12 protein-coding genes and 1 CRISPR repeat array are annotated in these 14,550 nt (G+C 64.5%); of the genes, 6 read left to right on the top strand and 6 right to left on the bottom strand.

From position 1 onward, the window contains the following. The first annotated feature begins 2 nt into the window (after positions 1-2). From cas5c to cas2, 6 genes are read left to right on the top strand one after another with little or no spacing between them, the layout of a single operon-like run. Positions 3-677 (top strand): type I-C CRISPR-associated protein Cas5c, encoded by a 675-nt coding sequence (gene cas5c, locus ACOEQ1_RS07155; protein ID WP_419758495.1) that lies wholly within the window; start codon positions 3-5, stop codon positions 675-677. Next, positions 674-2,572 (top strand): type I-C CRISPR-associated protein Cas8c/Csd1, encoded by a 1,899-nt coding sequence (gene cas8c, locus ACOEQ1_RS07160; protein ID WP_419758496.1) that lies wholly within the window; start codon positions 674-676, stop codon positions 2,570-2,572. Before cas5c ends, cas8c begins: the two co-directional genes overlap by 4 nt. Continuing rightward, positions 2,569-3,462: a type I-C CRISPR-associated protein Cas7/Csd2 gene (gene cas7c, locus ACOEQ1_RS07165; RefSeq protein WP_419758497.1), complete on the top strand. Its 894-nt coding sequence runs from the start codon at positions 2,569-2,571 to the stop codon at positions 3,460-3,462. Before cas8c ends, cas7c begins: the two co-directional genes overlap by 4 nt. A 14-nt stretch (positions 3,463-3,476) precedes the next feature. Next, complete coding sequence (cas4, locus tag ACOEQ1_RS07170) at positions 3,477-4,109, top strand: CRISPR-associated protein Cas4 (protein ID WP_419758498.1); 633 nt, start codon at positions 3,477-3,479, stop codon at positions 4,107-4,109. A 4-nt stretch (positions 4,110-4,113) separates the two neighbouring features. Beyond that, a complete protein-coding gene (cas1c, locus tag ACOEQ1_RS07175; protein WP_419758499.1) occupies positions 4,114-5,154 on the top strand; it encodes a type I-C CRISPR-associated endonuclease Cas1c in 1,041 nt (346 codons plus the stop codon). Positions 5,155-5,157: 3 nt separating this feature from the next. Next, the gene (gene cas2, locus ACOEQ1_RS07180; RefSeq protein ID WP_419758500.1) at positions 5,158-5,448 is read left to right on the top strand and encodes a CRISPR-associated endonuclease Cas2; all 291 of its coding nucleotides are present in this window, start codon (positions 5,158-5,160) and stop codon (positions 5,446-5,448) included. A 200-nt stretch (positions 5,449-5,648) separates the two neighbouring features. Continuing rightward, a CRISPR array of direct repeats spans positions 5,649-8,558; the repeat unit is 32 nt; unit sequence GTCGCTCCCCGTGCGGGAGCGCGGATCGAAAC. A 126-nt stretch (positions 8,559-8,684) separates the two neighbouring features. On the opposite strand, the gene ACOEQ1_RS07185 is transcribed toward cas2, so the two are convergent. The 6 genes from ACOEQ1_RS07185 to cheB form a co-directional block, all read right to left on the bottom strand. Beyond that, positions 8,685-9,059: a response regulator gene (locus ACOEQ1_RS07185; RefSeq protein WP_419758501.1), complete on the bottom strand. Its 375-nt coding sequence runs from the start codon at positions 9,057-9,059 to the stop codon at positions 8,685-8,687. A 250-nt stretch (positions 9,060-9,309) separates the two neighbouring features. Further along, the gene (locus tag ACOEQ1_RS07190) at positions 9,310-11,613 is read right to left on the bottom strand and encodes a chemotaxis protein CheA (RefSeq protein WP_419758502.1); all 2,304 of its coding nucleotides are present in this window, start codon (positions 11,611-11,613) and stop codon (positions 9,310-9,312) included. Next, entirely contained in the window at positions 11,610-11,987 is a 378-nt protein-coding gene (locus tag ACOEQ1_RS07195; protein ID WP_419758503.1) for a response regulator, read from the bottom strand. The genes ACOEQ1_RS07190 and ACOEQ1_RS07195 overlap by 4 nt, the downstream gene beginning before the upstream one ends. A gap of 10 nt (positions 11,988-11,997) precedes the next feature. Continuing rightward, the gene (locus ACOEQ1_RS07200) at positions 11,998-12,843 is read right to left on the bottom strand and encodes a CheR family methyltransferase (protein ID WP_419758504.1); all 846 of its coding nucleotides are present in this window, start codon (positions 12,841-12,843) and stop codon (positions 11,998-12,000) included. Then, positions 12,840-13,472 carry a HEAT repeat domain-containing protein gene (locus ACOEQ1_RS07205; protein ID WP_419758505.1) on the bottom strand — a complete coding sequence of 211 codons (633 nt, stop codon included), beginning with the start codon at positions 13,470-13,472 and terminating at the stop codon, positions 12,840-12,842. The genes ACOEQ1_RS07200 and ACOEQ1_RS07205 overlap by 4 nt, the downstream gene beginning before the upstream one ends. After that, positions 13,460-14,545, bottom strand: coding sequence for a chemotaxis-specific protein-glutamate methyltransferase CheB (cheB, locus tag ACOEQ1_RS07210; RefSeq protein WP_419758506.1), 1,086 nt, complete (start codon positions 14,543-14,545; stop codon positions 13,460-13,462). Before cheB ends, ACOEQ1_RS07205 begins: the two co-directional genes overlap by 13 nt. Between the last annotated feature and the right edge of the window lie 5 nt (positions 14,546-14,550).

Consider the following 14,550-nt stretch of genomic DNA (forward strand, 5'->3'; position numbering starts at 1 on the left):
TCATGTATCCCTCGGTGAACTTGTACGTCTGGGGGCCACGAGCGCTTTTTTCCCGCCCCGAAATGAAGGTCGAGCGCGTAAGCTACGACGTGATCACACCTTCGGCAGCGCGAGGCATTCTCGAAGCCATCCACTGGAAGCCACAGATGGTCTGGCGCGTCCGCCGGCTGCGCGTGCTCAGGCCCATCCGCTTCGAATCCATCCGCCGCAACGAGGTTGGGTCCAAAATTCCTGCGGGTAAGGCCGCATCCGCCATGCGGGCGGGCTCGACCGAGGGCCTCGCTCTCTATGTGGACGAGGATCGGCAGCAACGTGCCGCGACCCTGCTCAAGGATGTCGCCTATGTCATTGAGGCGGAGGTGGAACTGACGGCCAAGGGGCGTGCCGACCCCACCGAGACGGTGCAGAAGCATCTCGAGATCGCCCGTCGGCGTGCCGCCAAAGGGCAGTATTTCCATCACCCCTATTTGGGCACACGCGAGTTTCCGTGCGACTTCGAACTGCTGGAGGGCGAACCGCCTGCCCCGGATGAGAGCCTGCTCGGAACCCGTGATCTCGGCTGGATGGCGCTCGACATCGATTATGGCCCAGGAATGGAGGCGCGGTTCTTTCGGGCGACGATGGTCGATGGCGTCATCGACGTGCCGGCACTCGGCGCCGAGGGCGTGAAGGGATGACCATTCTGCAATCGCTGGCGTCGCGATACGAGCGGCTCGCGGCTGTCGGACAGGCGCCGGTTCCGGGCTTCGCGCCGGCTCAGATCAGCTTCACGATCGTGCTCGACCGTTCCGGCGGCTACGTCACGACGGATGATGAGCGAACTGGCGACGGCAAGAAGCCACGCCCCAAGATTATAGCCGCGCCCGCCGCGCCCAAACGTACGGTGGGCATCGCGAGCGGCGTTTTCTGGGACAAGACCTCCTACGTATTCGGACGGACTGCGACCGACCAGACCGTCCCCGCCGCCAAGCGAGTCCGAGACGCGGCGCGGCTGATCAACGAACACACGGCGTTTCTGGCCCGCCACGAAAAACTGCTGGCGGGCAGCAATGACATCGGCCTCGTTGCGCTATGGAGCTTTCTGCGGAACTGGTCTCCAGATCAATACGATACGCTCCGCCACGCGGCAGAGATGTTGGATCAGAACGTCGTCTTTCGCCTCCAGGGTGAAAGGGGCTTCATCCATGATCGAGAGGCGGCCCGCGGCGCACTGACCGCCGAAGCCGGTGCCCGCGATGCCGTGCCACAAGCCATGTGCCTCGTCAGCGGCGTGGTCGGGCCCATCGCCCGGCTTCATCCCTCAATCAAAGGCGTGCAGGGCGCGCAATCATCCGGTGCGGCGCTGGTATCCTTCAACCTCGATTCCTTCACCTCCTACGGCCATAACCAAGGCGAGAATGCACCGGTCTTGGAGGCAGTAGCCTTTGCCTATGGCTCCGCTCTCAATGGGCTGCTCGCTCCATCCGGCCGGGATGCCAAGGACCGCCCCGTCTATCGCAATCGCGTCATACTCGGGGAGACGACCGTGCCCTTCTGGGCCGAGCACGGCACGGTCGAGCAGTTGATGCGCGCCATGCTCAACCAATCGGGAGATGAAGAGGAGGAAGCCGCTGACGACGCCCTCCCGGTTGATGAGGCGACGGAAAGCATCAAGGTCAGGGAGGTGCTGCGACGGATGCAGGACGGCACCCCAATGCGGGATTCTGGCGCCCCCATGCACGCCGACTCGCGGGTCTACGTGCTTGGCCTCAGTCCCAATGCGGCGCGGCTTTCGGTCCGTTTCTGGGTCGAGCAGACCTTCGCGGACTTCACCCGGCACTTTCAGGAGCACTGGCTCGACCTCAAGCTCGATCCGGCGCCGCGTGACAAGCCTCCATCGATCTGGCGGCTTCTGCTGGAACTCGCGCCTCAGCGGGAATCCGCCGACATCCCCAAGCATTTAACCGGCGAGGTGATGCGTGCGATCCTCACCGGCCTGCCCTATCCGCAGGCGCTGCTCGTCCAAACCATCATGCGCATTCGCGCTGATGGGGACGTGAACGGGATGCGTGTGTCCCTCGCCAAGGCCGTGCTCACGCGTGTCGCACGGCGCCGGCACGCCGAACAGTTCCGCCAAAACCCTGCCGCTTCAGCCTGGAAGGATCCGCTTGTGGCGCTCGATCGTGATGAAACCAATGTCGGCTACCGTCTGGGACGCCTCTTCGCGCTCCTCGACTACGCCCAATACTTGTCGGTTGGCTCAGTGAACGCGGGCATCAAGGAGAGGTTTTTCGCATCGGCCTCCTCCACACCGCGCCGGATTTTCCCGAGCCTTCTGCGCATGTCCCAGAACCATCTTTCGGACGCGAGGAAGTCACCGGAAAAGCTCGGCCGCGCAACCTTCATCGACACCGAAATCAAGCAGGTGATGGATGGGCTGGAAGCGCATGTTCCGTTCCCGACAACGCTGGCCCTGGACGACCAGGGCCGCTTCATCGTCGGATTTTATCACCAGCGGCCAGGGCCACGCGGCGCCAAGACGGCGGATGCTGCTGTAGCCATTGACCCAGACAACGGAGAGACCGACGCATGACCCAGCCGAGCCAGGTGCCGATTGCCAATCGTTACGATTTCGTTTTCCTGTTTGATGTTCACAACGGGAACCCAAACGGGGACCCCGATGCCGGCAATATGCCGCGCATGGATCCGGAGACTGGTAGTGGACTGGTCACCGATGTCGCCATCAAGCGCAAGATCCGCAACTATGTCGCCATGGCGCGCGGTGATGCGCCCGGCTACGACATCTACATGCAGGAGAGGGCGGTTCTCAACCGTGCCCATGCCCGCGCCTATACCGCGCTCGACCTGAAGTCCGAATCCAAGAAACTGCCAAAGGACGACGACAAAGCGCGTGGTTTGACGGCCTGGATGTGCGCCAACTTCTTCGACATCCGAACCTTCGGCGCCGTCATGTCCACCGAGGTCAACGCCGGGCAGGTGCGCGGCCCCGTGCAGTTCACCTTCGCCGAGAGCCTCGATCCCATCGTGCCGCTGGAAATCTCGATCACCCGCTCCTCCGTTACCAATGAGAGGGACGCGCTGCAGAACGACCGCACCATGGGTCGCAAGCATATCGTGCCTTATGGCCTCTACCGCGCCCATGGCTTCATTTCCGGCCGTCTCGCCAATGACGCCAGGAAGGGCACCGGCTTCTCCGAGGCCGATCTCGCTCTGGTGTGGGAGGCGCTGGCCAACATGTTCGATCATGACCGCGCCGCCGCGCGCGGCGAGATGACGGCACGCAGCCTCGTCGTCTTCAAGCATGAGAGCGACCTCGGCAACGCGCCGGCTCATAAGCTTCTCGAGCGGGTGACGGTTTCGCGCGCGCCGGGCGAGGGACCGCCGCGCGGCTATGGCGACTACGTGGTGACGGTGAACGAGGCCGACCTTCCCGCCGGCATCACCGTCGAGCATAAAATCTAACGGCAGGGCCGGCGATGTCGGCCGCCGATCTCATCGCCATCTCGGCCCTCCAGCACTACCTCTTCTGCCCCCGCCAGTGCGCCCTCATCCATGTCGAGCAGGTCTGGGCCGAGAACGCCGCCACCGCCGAGGGCCGCGTCGCGCATGAACGCGTCCATGCGGAGGGTGCCGAGAGCCGCCGCGGCATCCGCACCGTCACCGGCATGCCGCTGCGCTCTGACCGGCTCGGCGTCACCGGCATTGCCGATGTCGTCGAACTCCATCCAACCGCTGAGGGCAGCGGCTGGCGCCCCTTCCCGGTCGAGCACAAGCTCGGCCGCCCCAAGGCCCACCGTGCCGACGAAGTCCAACTCTGTGCCCAGGCCTTCGCGTTGGAGGAGATGTTCGGGATGACGATCACCGAAGGCGCGCTTTTCTATGGGCGACCGCGACGGCGAACGCCCGTGTTCTTTGACACTGCGCTTCGCAATCTGACGGAGCAGATCGCGGCCGCCACCCGCGCCCTCATCGTCTCCGGCCGGACGCCGCGCATGGGCTATGACAAGAAGCGCTGCGATGCCTGCTCGCTGATCGAGATCTGCAGGCCACGGACGACGGGTGCGGCGCGCTCGGTCGAGGCCTGGCTCGCCGAGCGACTGGCGGAGTAGCACCGTGCGCCAGCTGCTCAACACGCTCTACGTGACACTCGACGGCGCCTACGTCCGCAAGGACGGGCTCAACGTCGTTGTCGAGCTGGACGGCGTCGAGAAGCGGCGCGTGCCGGTGCATCTGCTCGGCAGTGTCGTGGTGTTCGGCCGCGTGTCGCTGTCGCCGGCGCTGATGGGCAGCTTGGCGGAGGCGGGCGTGACTTGCGCTTTCTTCAGCATGAACGGACGGTTTCTGGCGCGTGTGGAGGGGCCGGTCTCGGGCAATATCCTCCTGCGCCGCGAGCAGTATCGGCGCATGGACGATCCCGCCGGCTGTGCCGCGATCGCGCGGAGCATGGTGGCGGCGAAGGCGCTCAACCAGCGAGGTGTGTTGCAGCGGGCGATGCGCGATCATGGCGTCGGCTGGACGGAAGCTGTGCGGGCGGCTGTATCGGGGGCGATTACCCGGATGCAGGACATCGCACGGCGGGCGGCGCATGAGGCCGACTTGGATCGGCTGCGCGGACATGAGGGCGAGGCCGCCGCACTTTATTTTGGTGTTTTCGGCCATATGGTGCGGTCAGTGGATGAAGGGATCGTCTTTCGGGGACGCAGCCGGAGGCCGCCGATGGACCCGGTGAACGCGCTGCTCTCCTTCGTCTATACGATGTTGGTTCATGATTGCCGGAGCGGCTTGGAGGGGGTGGGTCTGGATCCGGCGGCCGGTTTTCTGCATCGGATGCGCCCGGGGCGGCCCAGCCTGGCGCTGGACCTGATGGAGGAGTTGCGAGCCCATCTCGCCGACCGGCTGGTGCTGTCCCTGCTCAACCGGAGGGAGTTGGGGATCGGCGATTTCCGGTTGATGGAGAACGGAGCGGTGCTTCTGGCGGAGGACAGCCGGAAAACGGTGTTGACTGCCTGGCAAGACCGGAAAAAGGAGGAGATCGACCACCCTTTCCTGAAAGAGCGGACATCTCTCGGCTTGTTGCCGCATCTGCAGGCGAGCCTTCTGGCGCGGACACTCCGGGGAGATCTGGATGCCTATCCGCCGATGATCTGGAAATAGGAAGTGCTGGTGCTGATCACCTACGACGTGGAAGTCGCGTCGCCGGGTGGGGCTCGTCGGCTGCGACGGATCGCCCGCGCCTGTCAGGATTACGGGCAGCGCGTGCAGTTCTCGGTGTTCGAGTGTGAGGTGGCGCCGGACCAATGGGTGCTGCTGAAGGCGCGACTTGTGGCGGAGATGGATTGTGAGCGGGATAGCCTGCGCTTCTATTTTCTTGGGTCCGGGGGCAAACGTCGGATTGAGCACGTAGGCGCCAAGCCAGCCGTGGATTTAGAGGACCCGATCATCGTATGACGGTTGTGCGGAGCGTAATGGCTCCGCGACCGTGAAGCGTCGGGATAAACCCTGGGTCATTCGCGGGCGCTCTTTGTCATTGTTTATATTGTATAGTTGGTTGTCACCTCCGGTGTTTAGACGGTGGGACGTGGCTTGGCGGATGGTTTCGCGGAAGCGGGGCGTTTCGTTGTGTTTCGTCCGCCGGTTAAAGCGCGGGAGTCGCTCCCCGTGCGGGAGCGCGGATCGAAACCCCATGGGTCGCGCCGGGAATGCGCTGGACAATTGTCGCTCCCCGTGCGGGAGCGCGGATCGAAACACGTAGTCGGTGAGCCCGAGCCGCTTGGTGAAGGCGTCGCTCCCCGTGCGGGAGCGCGGATCGAAACGCCAATCTCGATAGGCTGGCCGCAGTTCTCGCACCGCGTCGCTCCCCGTGCGGGAGCGCGGATCGAAACGGAGCAAATCGACCTCGCCGAGGCGAACAAGGCCGTCGCTCCCCGTGCGGGAGCGCGGATCGAAACCGCTATCCGTTCTGATCTACTCGCCGCGTGCAAGATGTCGCTCCCCGTGCGGGAGCGCGGATCGAAACCACAGATCGCGCGCCAACTTGGTGCCTTCGCAGGATGTCGCTCCCCGTGCGGGAGCGCGGATCGAAACTGCGGCGTAGCGAGCGTTTCTAGGGCGCATCTACGCGTCGCTCCCCGTGCGGGAGCGCGGATCGAAACGGCGATGCGGCGCGCGGCCTCGTCGCTGTCGGCAAGTCGCTCCCCGTGCGGGAGCGCGGATCGAAACGTCACCATCCGCGGCGAGCCGGATGCCTGCCCCGCGTCGCTCCCCGTGCGGGAGCGCGGATCGAAACGTCTGGTCTCCATCAGCGGTGCCCGCGTGAGAGCGTCGCTCCCCGTGCGGGAGCGCGGATCGAAACTCCATTGTTGACGGTCGGCTGATCCAAAAGCGGCGTCGCTCCCCGTGCGGGAGCGCGGATCGAAACTCGAGCGCCAAGGGGATCGAAGCGGTGCGCTTGTGGTCGCTCCCCGTGCGGGAGCGCGGATCGAAACAAGTAATCTTCCAGGGCCGCAACCGTGTACATCCGGTCGCTCCCCGTGCGGGAGCGCGGATCGAAACTACAAAGATTGCGCTAATGTCGAGTTCCGGTTTTCGTCGCTCCCCGTGCGGGAGCGCGGATCGAAACCTGTCGCCCCTTTGTGCCACAGCCAGGCGTCGCTTGTCGCTCCCCGTGCGGGAGCGCGGATCGAAACCAGTCGGCGACGTTGACGAGCGATCTATCGCTGATGTCGCTCCCCGTGCGGGAGCGCGGATCGAAACACCCCCTACCAGGGCAACGTGGTGGCGCTCCATCCCGTCGCTCCCCGTGCGGGAGCGCGGATCGAAACTGGCACCCGCGACAGATGGCAACATCGCAACGTCAGTCGCTCCCCGTGCGGGAGCGCGGATCGAAACCCCCGACAAGAACATTGATGGCTGCGTATTGTCCGGTCGCTCCCCGTGCGGGAGCGCGGATCGAAACGGTATGCGTATGAGTGTCGGTCATGGGGTTTCCATGTCGCTCCCCGTGCGGGAGCGCGGATCGAAACCAGGAGATTGTCGATGGAGTCCAGGCTGCGATTTAGCGTCGCTCCCCGTGCGGGAGCGCGGATCGAAACCAGGGCCACGCACCCGGCGGGGATGGCGCGATCTTGTCGCTCCCCGTGCGGGAGCGCGGATCGAAACTCGAGCGCCAAGGGGATCGATGCGCTGCGCTTGTGGTCGCTCCCCGTGCGGGAGCGCGGATCGAAACGCGACGGTCGGGCAATCGGATTGTCATGGGCGCGGGTCGCTCCCCGTGCGGGAGCGCGGATCGAAACGTGAGCGCGTATTGAATGTCTTTGTTCGACGACGGTCGCTCCCCGTGTGGGAGCGCGGATCGAAACGAGACGCCGCCGGACAGGCCGGAATAGAGCCCCTTGTCGCTCCCCGTGCGGGAGCGCGGATCGAAACGTGCCGAGGTCGACGTGATAGCCCTGATTCGAGATGTCGCTCCCCGTGCGGGAGCGCGGATCGAAACGGGCCGAACAGCCCGCCGCCCGCGCCGCCGAGCAGCGTCGCTCCCCGTGCGGGAGCGCGGATCGAAACCTGATAGTATGGTTATCACTGGTCGGAAGATCGCGTCGCTCCCCGTGCGGGAGCGCGGATCGAAACCTCGGTCTGATCGATCAGCGCCCAATCCCAGGTCGTCGCTCCCCGTGCGGGAGCGCGGATCGAAACCATACCGCATCGCCAACCTGACCGACCAGCATATCAAGTCGCTCCCCGTGCGGGAGCGCGGATCGAAACGCCGAGCCTTGCTGTCCCTCGCCGTTCGAGTTCGTGTCGCTCCCCGTGCGGGAGCGCGGATCGAAACGTCCGCAGGTCGTTATTCTGGCCGATGGTCGAGCGTCGCTCCCCGTGCGGGAGCGCGGATCGAAACAGCATGTGCTCGCAACTCTCGCATCTGCGCTATCGTCGCTCCCCGTGCGGGAGCGCGGATCGAAACTTGCTGCCTTGCCGCGCCTCTTGGCGCGGCCAAGTCGCTCCCCGTGCGGGAGCGCGGATCGAAACCGCTCCGGAGCAACGAAGTGAAGGGCACCCCGACCGTCGCTCCCCGTGCGGGAGCGCGGATCGAAACTTTGGGTGTGCTGACGGTGATGCGGGCGACGGGGGCGGTCGCTCCCCGTGCGGGAGCGCGGATCGAAACCGTGCCCCAGCACACAAACCGGGTGCCGCGCCCGGGTCGCTCCCCGTGCGGGAGCGCGGATCGAAACTCCGCGCTCTGCTCCGCATCCGGAAGCAGGAAGTCGCTCCCCGTGCGGGAGCGCGGATCGAAACAGGCCACGCAGCTGGCTGGTCGACGCCGCCTGCCGGTCGCTCCCCGTGCGGGAGCGCGGATCGAAACATGGCGCTCGCTCGGCGTGTTGATCCAGACGGAGGTCGCTCCCCGTGCGGGAGCGCGGATCGAAACTTAACGACCACGCCGGCCGCTCGATCGGCGTCCCGTCGCTCCCCGTGCGGGAGCGCGGATCGAAACTGGCAGAAGATGGCGATGGCCTTGAAGGGCACGCCGTCGCTCCCCGTGAGGGAGCGCGGATCGAAACGCCGCTGGACCATCAGAGTTTGGCCGCGCCAAGAGGTCGCTCCCCGTGCGGGAGCTACAGTGCGCCAGAGTGGCGGATGAGGCCTGAGAGGCGTTTTCAAGTGTCGGCACCACCTCTCGTCTGATGTCAGGCACCCGGCACAACCTGCTTGATCGCCTGGAGCAACTTGTCTGAGGGAACGGGCTTCACCAGCCATCCGGTTGCCCCAGCCGCCTTGGCGTCGTCACGCTTCCTCTGCTCCGACTCAGTCGTGAGCAGGAGGATCGGAGTGAACCGCGCATTGGGCAGCTTGCGAGCCAAGCGAATCATCTCGACACCGTTGATCCCCGGCATGTTGTAATCCGTGATGATCAACGCAAAAGGCCCTGGCGCAGCCCGGATCTTCTGCACCCCATCCTCGCCGCTTGTCGCCTTCGTCACGGCGAACCCGCTGCGCTCGAGCACGCTCGCCATGCTCATCAACAGGGTCGAACTGTCATCCACGAGAAGGATGGTTTTCATTGATGGCTCCCTTCAAGGCCTGAGCCCATGAGGGGAGCCAGGAGTTTCGCAAGCAAGGCGTCTGGCGATGCCGCCGCGACAGAGGGCCGGACCGCGAGAAGAGTCTGCAGGATTGCGGTGTGCACGTGATCGCAACGAGCTAGGTCAACCTTCGGCGCTTCAGTCAGCCGAAGCCACTCGAGCAGCGGCTCCGCCTCTTCGACGTCGCAGACGCCCACGAAGATCGCCACGTCGTCAGTCATCGTGATGCTCACAGACTCAGCTCCGCCACATTGAGGATCATCAACACTCGTCCGTCGCCAAGCAGAGTTGTTCCGACAAATGACGGGAGGCCGGCCAGTGCTCCCTCCAGCGGCCGCACGATCGCCTCCATCCGCTCCCGGAAAGCGTCGATCACCAAGCCGACAGTCGTCGACCCCACGCGAAGAACCAGGACAGATATCTCGGCGCCCGTGTCCTCGCCGTCATCGACAGGCAGCTCCAGCAACCGCGCCAGCCGGAGCAACGGCAAAACCCGCTGCCGCAACACGAAGGCTTCACTGCCTCGAATGCGATGCACGGCGCTCGCTGGCAACCGCACGCTCTCGACCAACGCGTTCATCGGGATCCCGAACAAATGGCCGGCGCACTCGATTGTCATGATCCGCGTCACCGCCATCGTCATCGGCAGCGTCATGCGGACAGTGGTTCCTTCTCCCAGCTGGCTCTCGAGGTCGACCCGGCCGCCCACCCGTTCCACTGCCGAGCGGACTACGTCCATGCCGACGCCCCGGCCGGACAGGTCGGATACTGCCTCAGCCGTGGAAAAACCGGGCGCAAACACGAGACGGAGCGCTTCCCGATCGGTCAAGGCCGCGGCCGTTGCGGTATCAAGCATGCCGCGCTCGACCGCCTTGAGCCGGACACGCGCGGGGTCGATGCCGCGTCCATCGTCACGGATGGTGACGATGATGCTCTCGTTGGCCTGTTCGGCGGCAAGGCGTATGGTTCCGCACGCGGGCTTGCCCGCAGCGATCCGTTCAGAGCGGGGCTCGATGCCGTGGTCCAGGCTGTTGCGCACCATGTGCATCAGCGGATCGGCGAGCACCTCGATCATGTTCTTGTCGGCTTCGGTCTCCTCACCCGAGTATTCCAGCTCCACCTGCTTGTCCAGCTTGCGGCTGATATCGCGAACCAACCTTGGAAAGCGCTGGAATACCTGGCTGACCGGCAGCATTCGGATGGCCATGATGACCGATTGCATGTCCCCGGCGAGCCGGTTCACCACCGCCTGCTGGTCTTTGATGTCGTGCGCCATCTCGCGGGCACTTGCACCGGCCTCCGCTTTACGGGCGAGGTAGGAGAGGCTGTTCTTGGCGACGATCAGTTCGCCGATCAAGTTCATGAGCGTGTCGATCTGGGCCTGGTCTACCCTGAGTGTCGTAGGCTCGCCGCGTCGACGCGCCTCCGCGAGGCCGTCGAGAGTTGCCGGCTCAACGTTTTCATCCGCCCTTGGAAGCGGTAGCGCACTCACAGGCTGCGCGGCGGCACGAGTGCAGGCCTCGGCCTGCATTTGCACGAGGCCTAAAAGTGTTGCCGGGTCGCCATCCCCAGCTAGCGCAACTGCGGAGGCCAGCGCGTCCTCCGCCGGCGGCGCGTCACTACAATGCCGCGCAACCCGGCGCAGTATTTCACCGACTGACGCCGCCCTGCCCGCCGCCAGTTCGACCGCGCATTGCCGTCCGAGGAGTCTCGTCTGAGCGGCGAGCACGGACGCCACGACAGGCCAGTCCGCTGGCGGCGCAGGTGGCGGCGAGTAGGAGGTTATCTCCGTCGTGTCGCTGTATCGGAACAGGTGTCGCAGATCCGCGACCGGCGCGGTCGAGATCATACGGAAGGCAAGCAGGCATTCCAATGGGTCAAGTCTGTCAGCCGGTGGCCATGGCACCGGCTCGACCATGCGCAGGACCGCCAGCTCGGGAACCTGGCGCAGGAGCTGCAACGGATCCTCGCCGCTGAAAAAGCAGCCCTTATCCGGGCGATAATTGATCGCCACGAGATCACGACGCGCATTCCGCGCGCGTTGCTCGGCGGCGATGCGCTCATTTTCAGGTAACTCGGCAACCCAATCCGGCGCGGCGACCGGCCCTTCGCAATCTGACTTGTCACCGGCCGGTCCTTCAGGACGGACGCCGTTCATCACCGCACCCAAGGACAACGCATGTTCCGCGGCTATTGTTGCCGCGCCGGCAGGCAGCTCCTCCGTGCGCTCCAATGTGTCGATCCAACTGCGCACCTGGTCGATCATCGCGAGGAGAAGATCCACCATCCGGCTGGTCACCGTCAACCGCCCCGCGCGCAGGGCGTCCAGCAGATCCTCGCCCGCATGCACCATCGACGTGAGCGGCGCGAAATCGAACAAGCCGGATGTGCCCTTCAGCGTGTGGACCGCCCGGAAGACCGTGTTGACTACGGCAGTTCCTCCTTCACCGCGCTCCATCTGCAACAAAGCCGGCACGGCCGTGTCCATCAACTCGCGCGCCTCGACGAGGAACTGTTCGAGCAAGGCGTTCATGCGAGTGGAACCCCAAGCAGTACCCGTGCCAAACCCGCAAGCTGATCCGGTCGCACCGGCTTGGTAAGCACAAGGTTGGCGCCAGCCTCCTGCGCCCGATCTGTTGCACGGTCACCGGCCTCCGTGCTGATTATAACGGCCGGTATGCCGAGAAGCGTCGGCTCTTGGCGCATCGCGCGCAACATGCCGTAGCCGTCGAGAGACGGCATGTTGACGTCGATCAGCATCAGGTCCGGCGGGGATAGGAGAGCCTTCTCCAATCCCTCGATGCCGTTGCTAACCTCCACAACCTTGCAGCCAATCCCTGAGAGGATCTGCCGATAATACATGCGTATGGTGACTGCGTCATCAACCACCAGAACGGTCGCGGTCATGGACTGCTCCTCATAGTGGCTTCTGATAGACTATTCCGTCGGGAAACTTCTTGACCGCAAACAAAGACGATATGCGGCTCATCGACTCCGCGTGGCCAAGGCAGATAAAGCCACCCGGCCGCAAAGCATCGAACAGAAATTCGACCGCCTGGCGCCTTGATGTGTCATCGAAGTAGATCAAAAGATTACGGCAGAAAATCACATCTATGTTGCGGAACCCGTTCATGTCGTCCAGGTTCGTGATGTTGGCCTGCCGGAATTCGATCGAGCCGCGCAAATCCGGGATCACCTGCCAGCGATCAGACCCGACCGGCATAAAGTAGCGGTTGAGCGCTCGCGGCGGCACGTGCTGTACCGCGCGCGCGAAGTAGGTCCCTTCCCGCGCCTGATCCAGAACACGCGTATCGATGTCCGTCGCGATAAGCCGGACATCCCATCGATCGACGTCCGCCCATTCCTCCAGAAGATAGATCGCGATGGTATAAGGCTCCTCGCCCGTCGCGCAGGGCATCGACCATATCTGCAGCTGATCGTCACTGCGCCGCTTGTGCGTCAACTCAGGCAGCATTGACCCCACAAGGCATTTGAACTGATATGCCTCGCGGTAGAAATAGGTCTCGTTCACCGTCATCGCGTTGATGAGGTTCTGCAGTTCCTCCGACCGAGGATCCCGCAATCGCAACAGCGTCATATACGCGCCGAAGGACTCCGAGCGGGTAGCCTCGATGCGCTCACCTAGGCGGCGATCCACGAAGTACCGTTTTGACTCGCTGAAGACGATCCCTGTCTTGCGGTAGAAGAGTTCTCGAAAACGATCGAAATCCTCCGCCTGGATCTCCGGGAATGCCTGGCTCACCCGGCGCCCTTTACGAGCCGTGCGTGTACGCTGCCCGCCGCAAAAACCAGAAACGGATCGCTGTCCGTGCTGTCCATAAAATGGCCTAGGGCCGGCAACGCAGCAGGACCCCCCACCAGGTCGAGCGCCTCTATAATCGCCGCCAGCACGTTGACGTCGGTTTCGTGCTCGATCATGTCGACCAGCAAGGCTTCCACCTCGTCGGAGGGCAGCCCCGACAAAGTCACCACAACGCTGATGCGGGTGCGGGGATCCGGGTCCGTGAGCCGGGCATGCACGGAGGCGAGAGCCGCGGGGCCGATCGCCTGCAAGGCTTCGAGCGCCGCGTTGCGCAGCCAGGCATCCTCGGACGGAAGGAGTTCCACGAGCGCGTCGATCGCCGGCAAGGTGGCAATCTCGATCAGAGCGCCGATGACCGCCTGCTGCACCGGGCGCTCGGGCTCGTGGCTCAGCGCCGCCGCCAGTTCGGGCACCGCCGCCTCATGGCGTCTTAGCGCCCGTGCGGCGCCGCGGCGGACAGATGCATCCGGCGCGGCCAGCCGATCGAGCAACGTTGCAAGGTCATGACTTTCCCCCGGGTTCGCGATCGCCGCCGGCACCGCTGCGACCCTTGCCTTTAGCAGCCCCATGATCCGCTCCTTGCGCTGGTCCAGCCCAAAATCAACTCGGCGATCCGATCGGATGGCAGTACAGCCGTGGCGCCACCTCGCCGTATCAGTTCCGCCGGCATGCCGAACACGGCTGCCGTCTCCTCGCTTTCGGCGACGGTCCTGCCGCCTTGGGCGCGCAACAAAGTCATGGCTTCGGCTCCATCATCGCCCATTCCGGTCAGTTGCACGCCGATCAGTGCGGCCGCCGGCATCACCGCCATAGCGCTTCGCACCAGCCGGTCGACGCTCGGGTGCCAGGCGCTTTTCCCAGACGGCACCGAGTTGACGACAAGACGGCCCAGCCGCCGCTCGACCACCACATCGGCATCGCCGCGCCCGATGTAGGCGTGCCCCGGCAGAAGTGGCGTCGGCCGATCCACCTCCATCACCTTGATGGCGCAGATGCTGTCCATCCTTCGTGCGAACGATTGGGTGAACGCCGCCGGCATGTGCTGCGCAACCACCACGGCGTTGAGAAAGTCAGTTGGAAACTCCGGCAGAATGTCCTCAAGCGTGCGAGGGCCGCCGGTGGAAACGCCGATCAATGTCACCGAAGGATTCGTGCGCATCGTGGCGCTCAATGCGGCTATGGCACGACGCTCCTCACCTGCGGCGCGTTCCGCACGCAGCGCCTCACGCAGCCGCGTAACCCTGCGTGGCCGGCCACGTCCGGCGACCTTCACCTTCCCTATGAGTTCCAGCCGCATGCGCTCCAGGTTGAGCGACACGGTTCCATCAGGCTTCGTAATCACGTCCAGCGCGCCGAGCGACAGCGCCCGGATTGCCGCGTCAGACGCAGCGGCCGTAATCGAGGAAACCATCACGACCGGACGTGGGCAGGTGCGCATGATATTCTCAAGGCAGGTCAGGCCATCCATCACCGGCATGTTGACGTCGAGCGTCACCACCTCGGGCTCGAACTCCCCGATCCGCTCCAGGGCCTCCTGGCCATTGCGCGCGGTCTGCACCTCCATCTCTCCCGTGTCTTCCAGGATCTGACGAAGTTGCCGTCGCATCAACGCTGAATCGTCGACGACAAGAACTTTAAGCATGAGCG

Source organism: Acidisoma sp., assembly GCF_965199065.1.
Classification (GTDB): domain Bacteria; phylum Pseudomonadota; class Alphaproteobacteria; order Acetobacterales; family Acetobacteraceae; genus Acidisoma.

Bases quoted from the DNA above. Each gene is read 5' to 3' on its own strand.
- cas5c (WP_419758495.1), top strand. From the start codon at position 3: ATGTATCCCTCGGTGAACTTGTACGTCTGGGGGCCACGAGCGCTTTTT.
- cas8c (WP_419758496.1), top strand. From the start codon at position 674: ATGACCATTCTGCAATCGCTGGCGTCGCGATACGAGCGGCTCGCGGCT.
- cas7c (WP_419758497.1), top strand. From the start codon at position 2,569: ATGACCCAGCCGAGCCAGGTGCCGATTGCCAATCGTTACGATTTCGTT.
- cas4 (WP_419758498.1), top strand. From the start codon at position 3,477: ATGTCGGCCGCCGATCTCATCGCCATCTCGGCCCTCCAGCACTACCTC.
- ACOEQ1_RS07185 (WP_419758501.1), bottom strand. From the start codon at position 9,059: ATGAAAACCATCCTTCTCGTGGATGACAGTTCGACCCTGTTGATGAGC.
- ACOEQ1_RS07190 (WP_419758502.1), bottom strand. From the start codon at position 11,613: ATGAACGCCTTGCTCGAACAGTTCCTCGTCGAGGCGCGCGAGTTGATG.
- ACOEQ1_RS07195 (WP_419758503.1), bottom strand. From the start codon at position 11,987: ATGACCGCGACCGTTCTGGTGGTTGATGACGCAGTCACCATACGCATG.
- ACOEQ1_RS07205 (WP_419758505.1), bottom strand. From the start codon at position 13,472: ATGGGGCTGCTAAAGGCAAGGGTCGCAGCGGTGCCGGCGGCGATCGCG.
- cheB (WP_419758506.1), bottom strand. From the start codon at position 14,545: ATGCTTAAAGTTCTTGTCGTCGACGATTCAGCGTTGATGCGACGGCAA.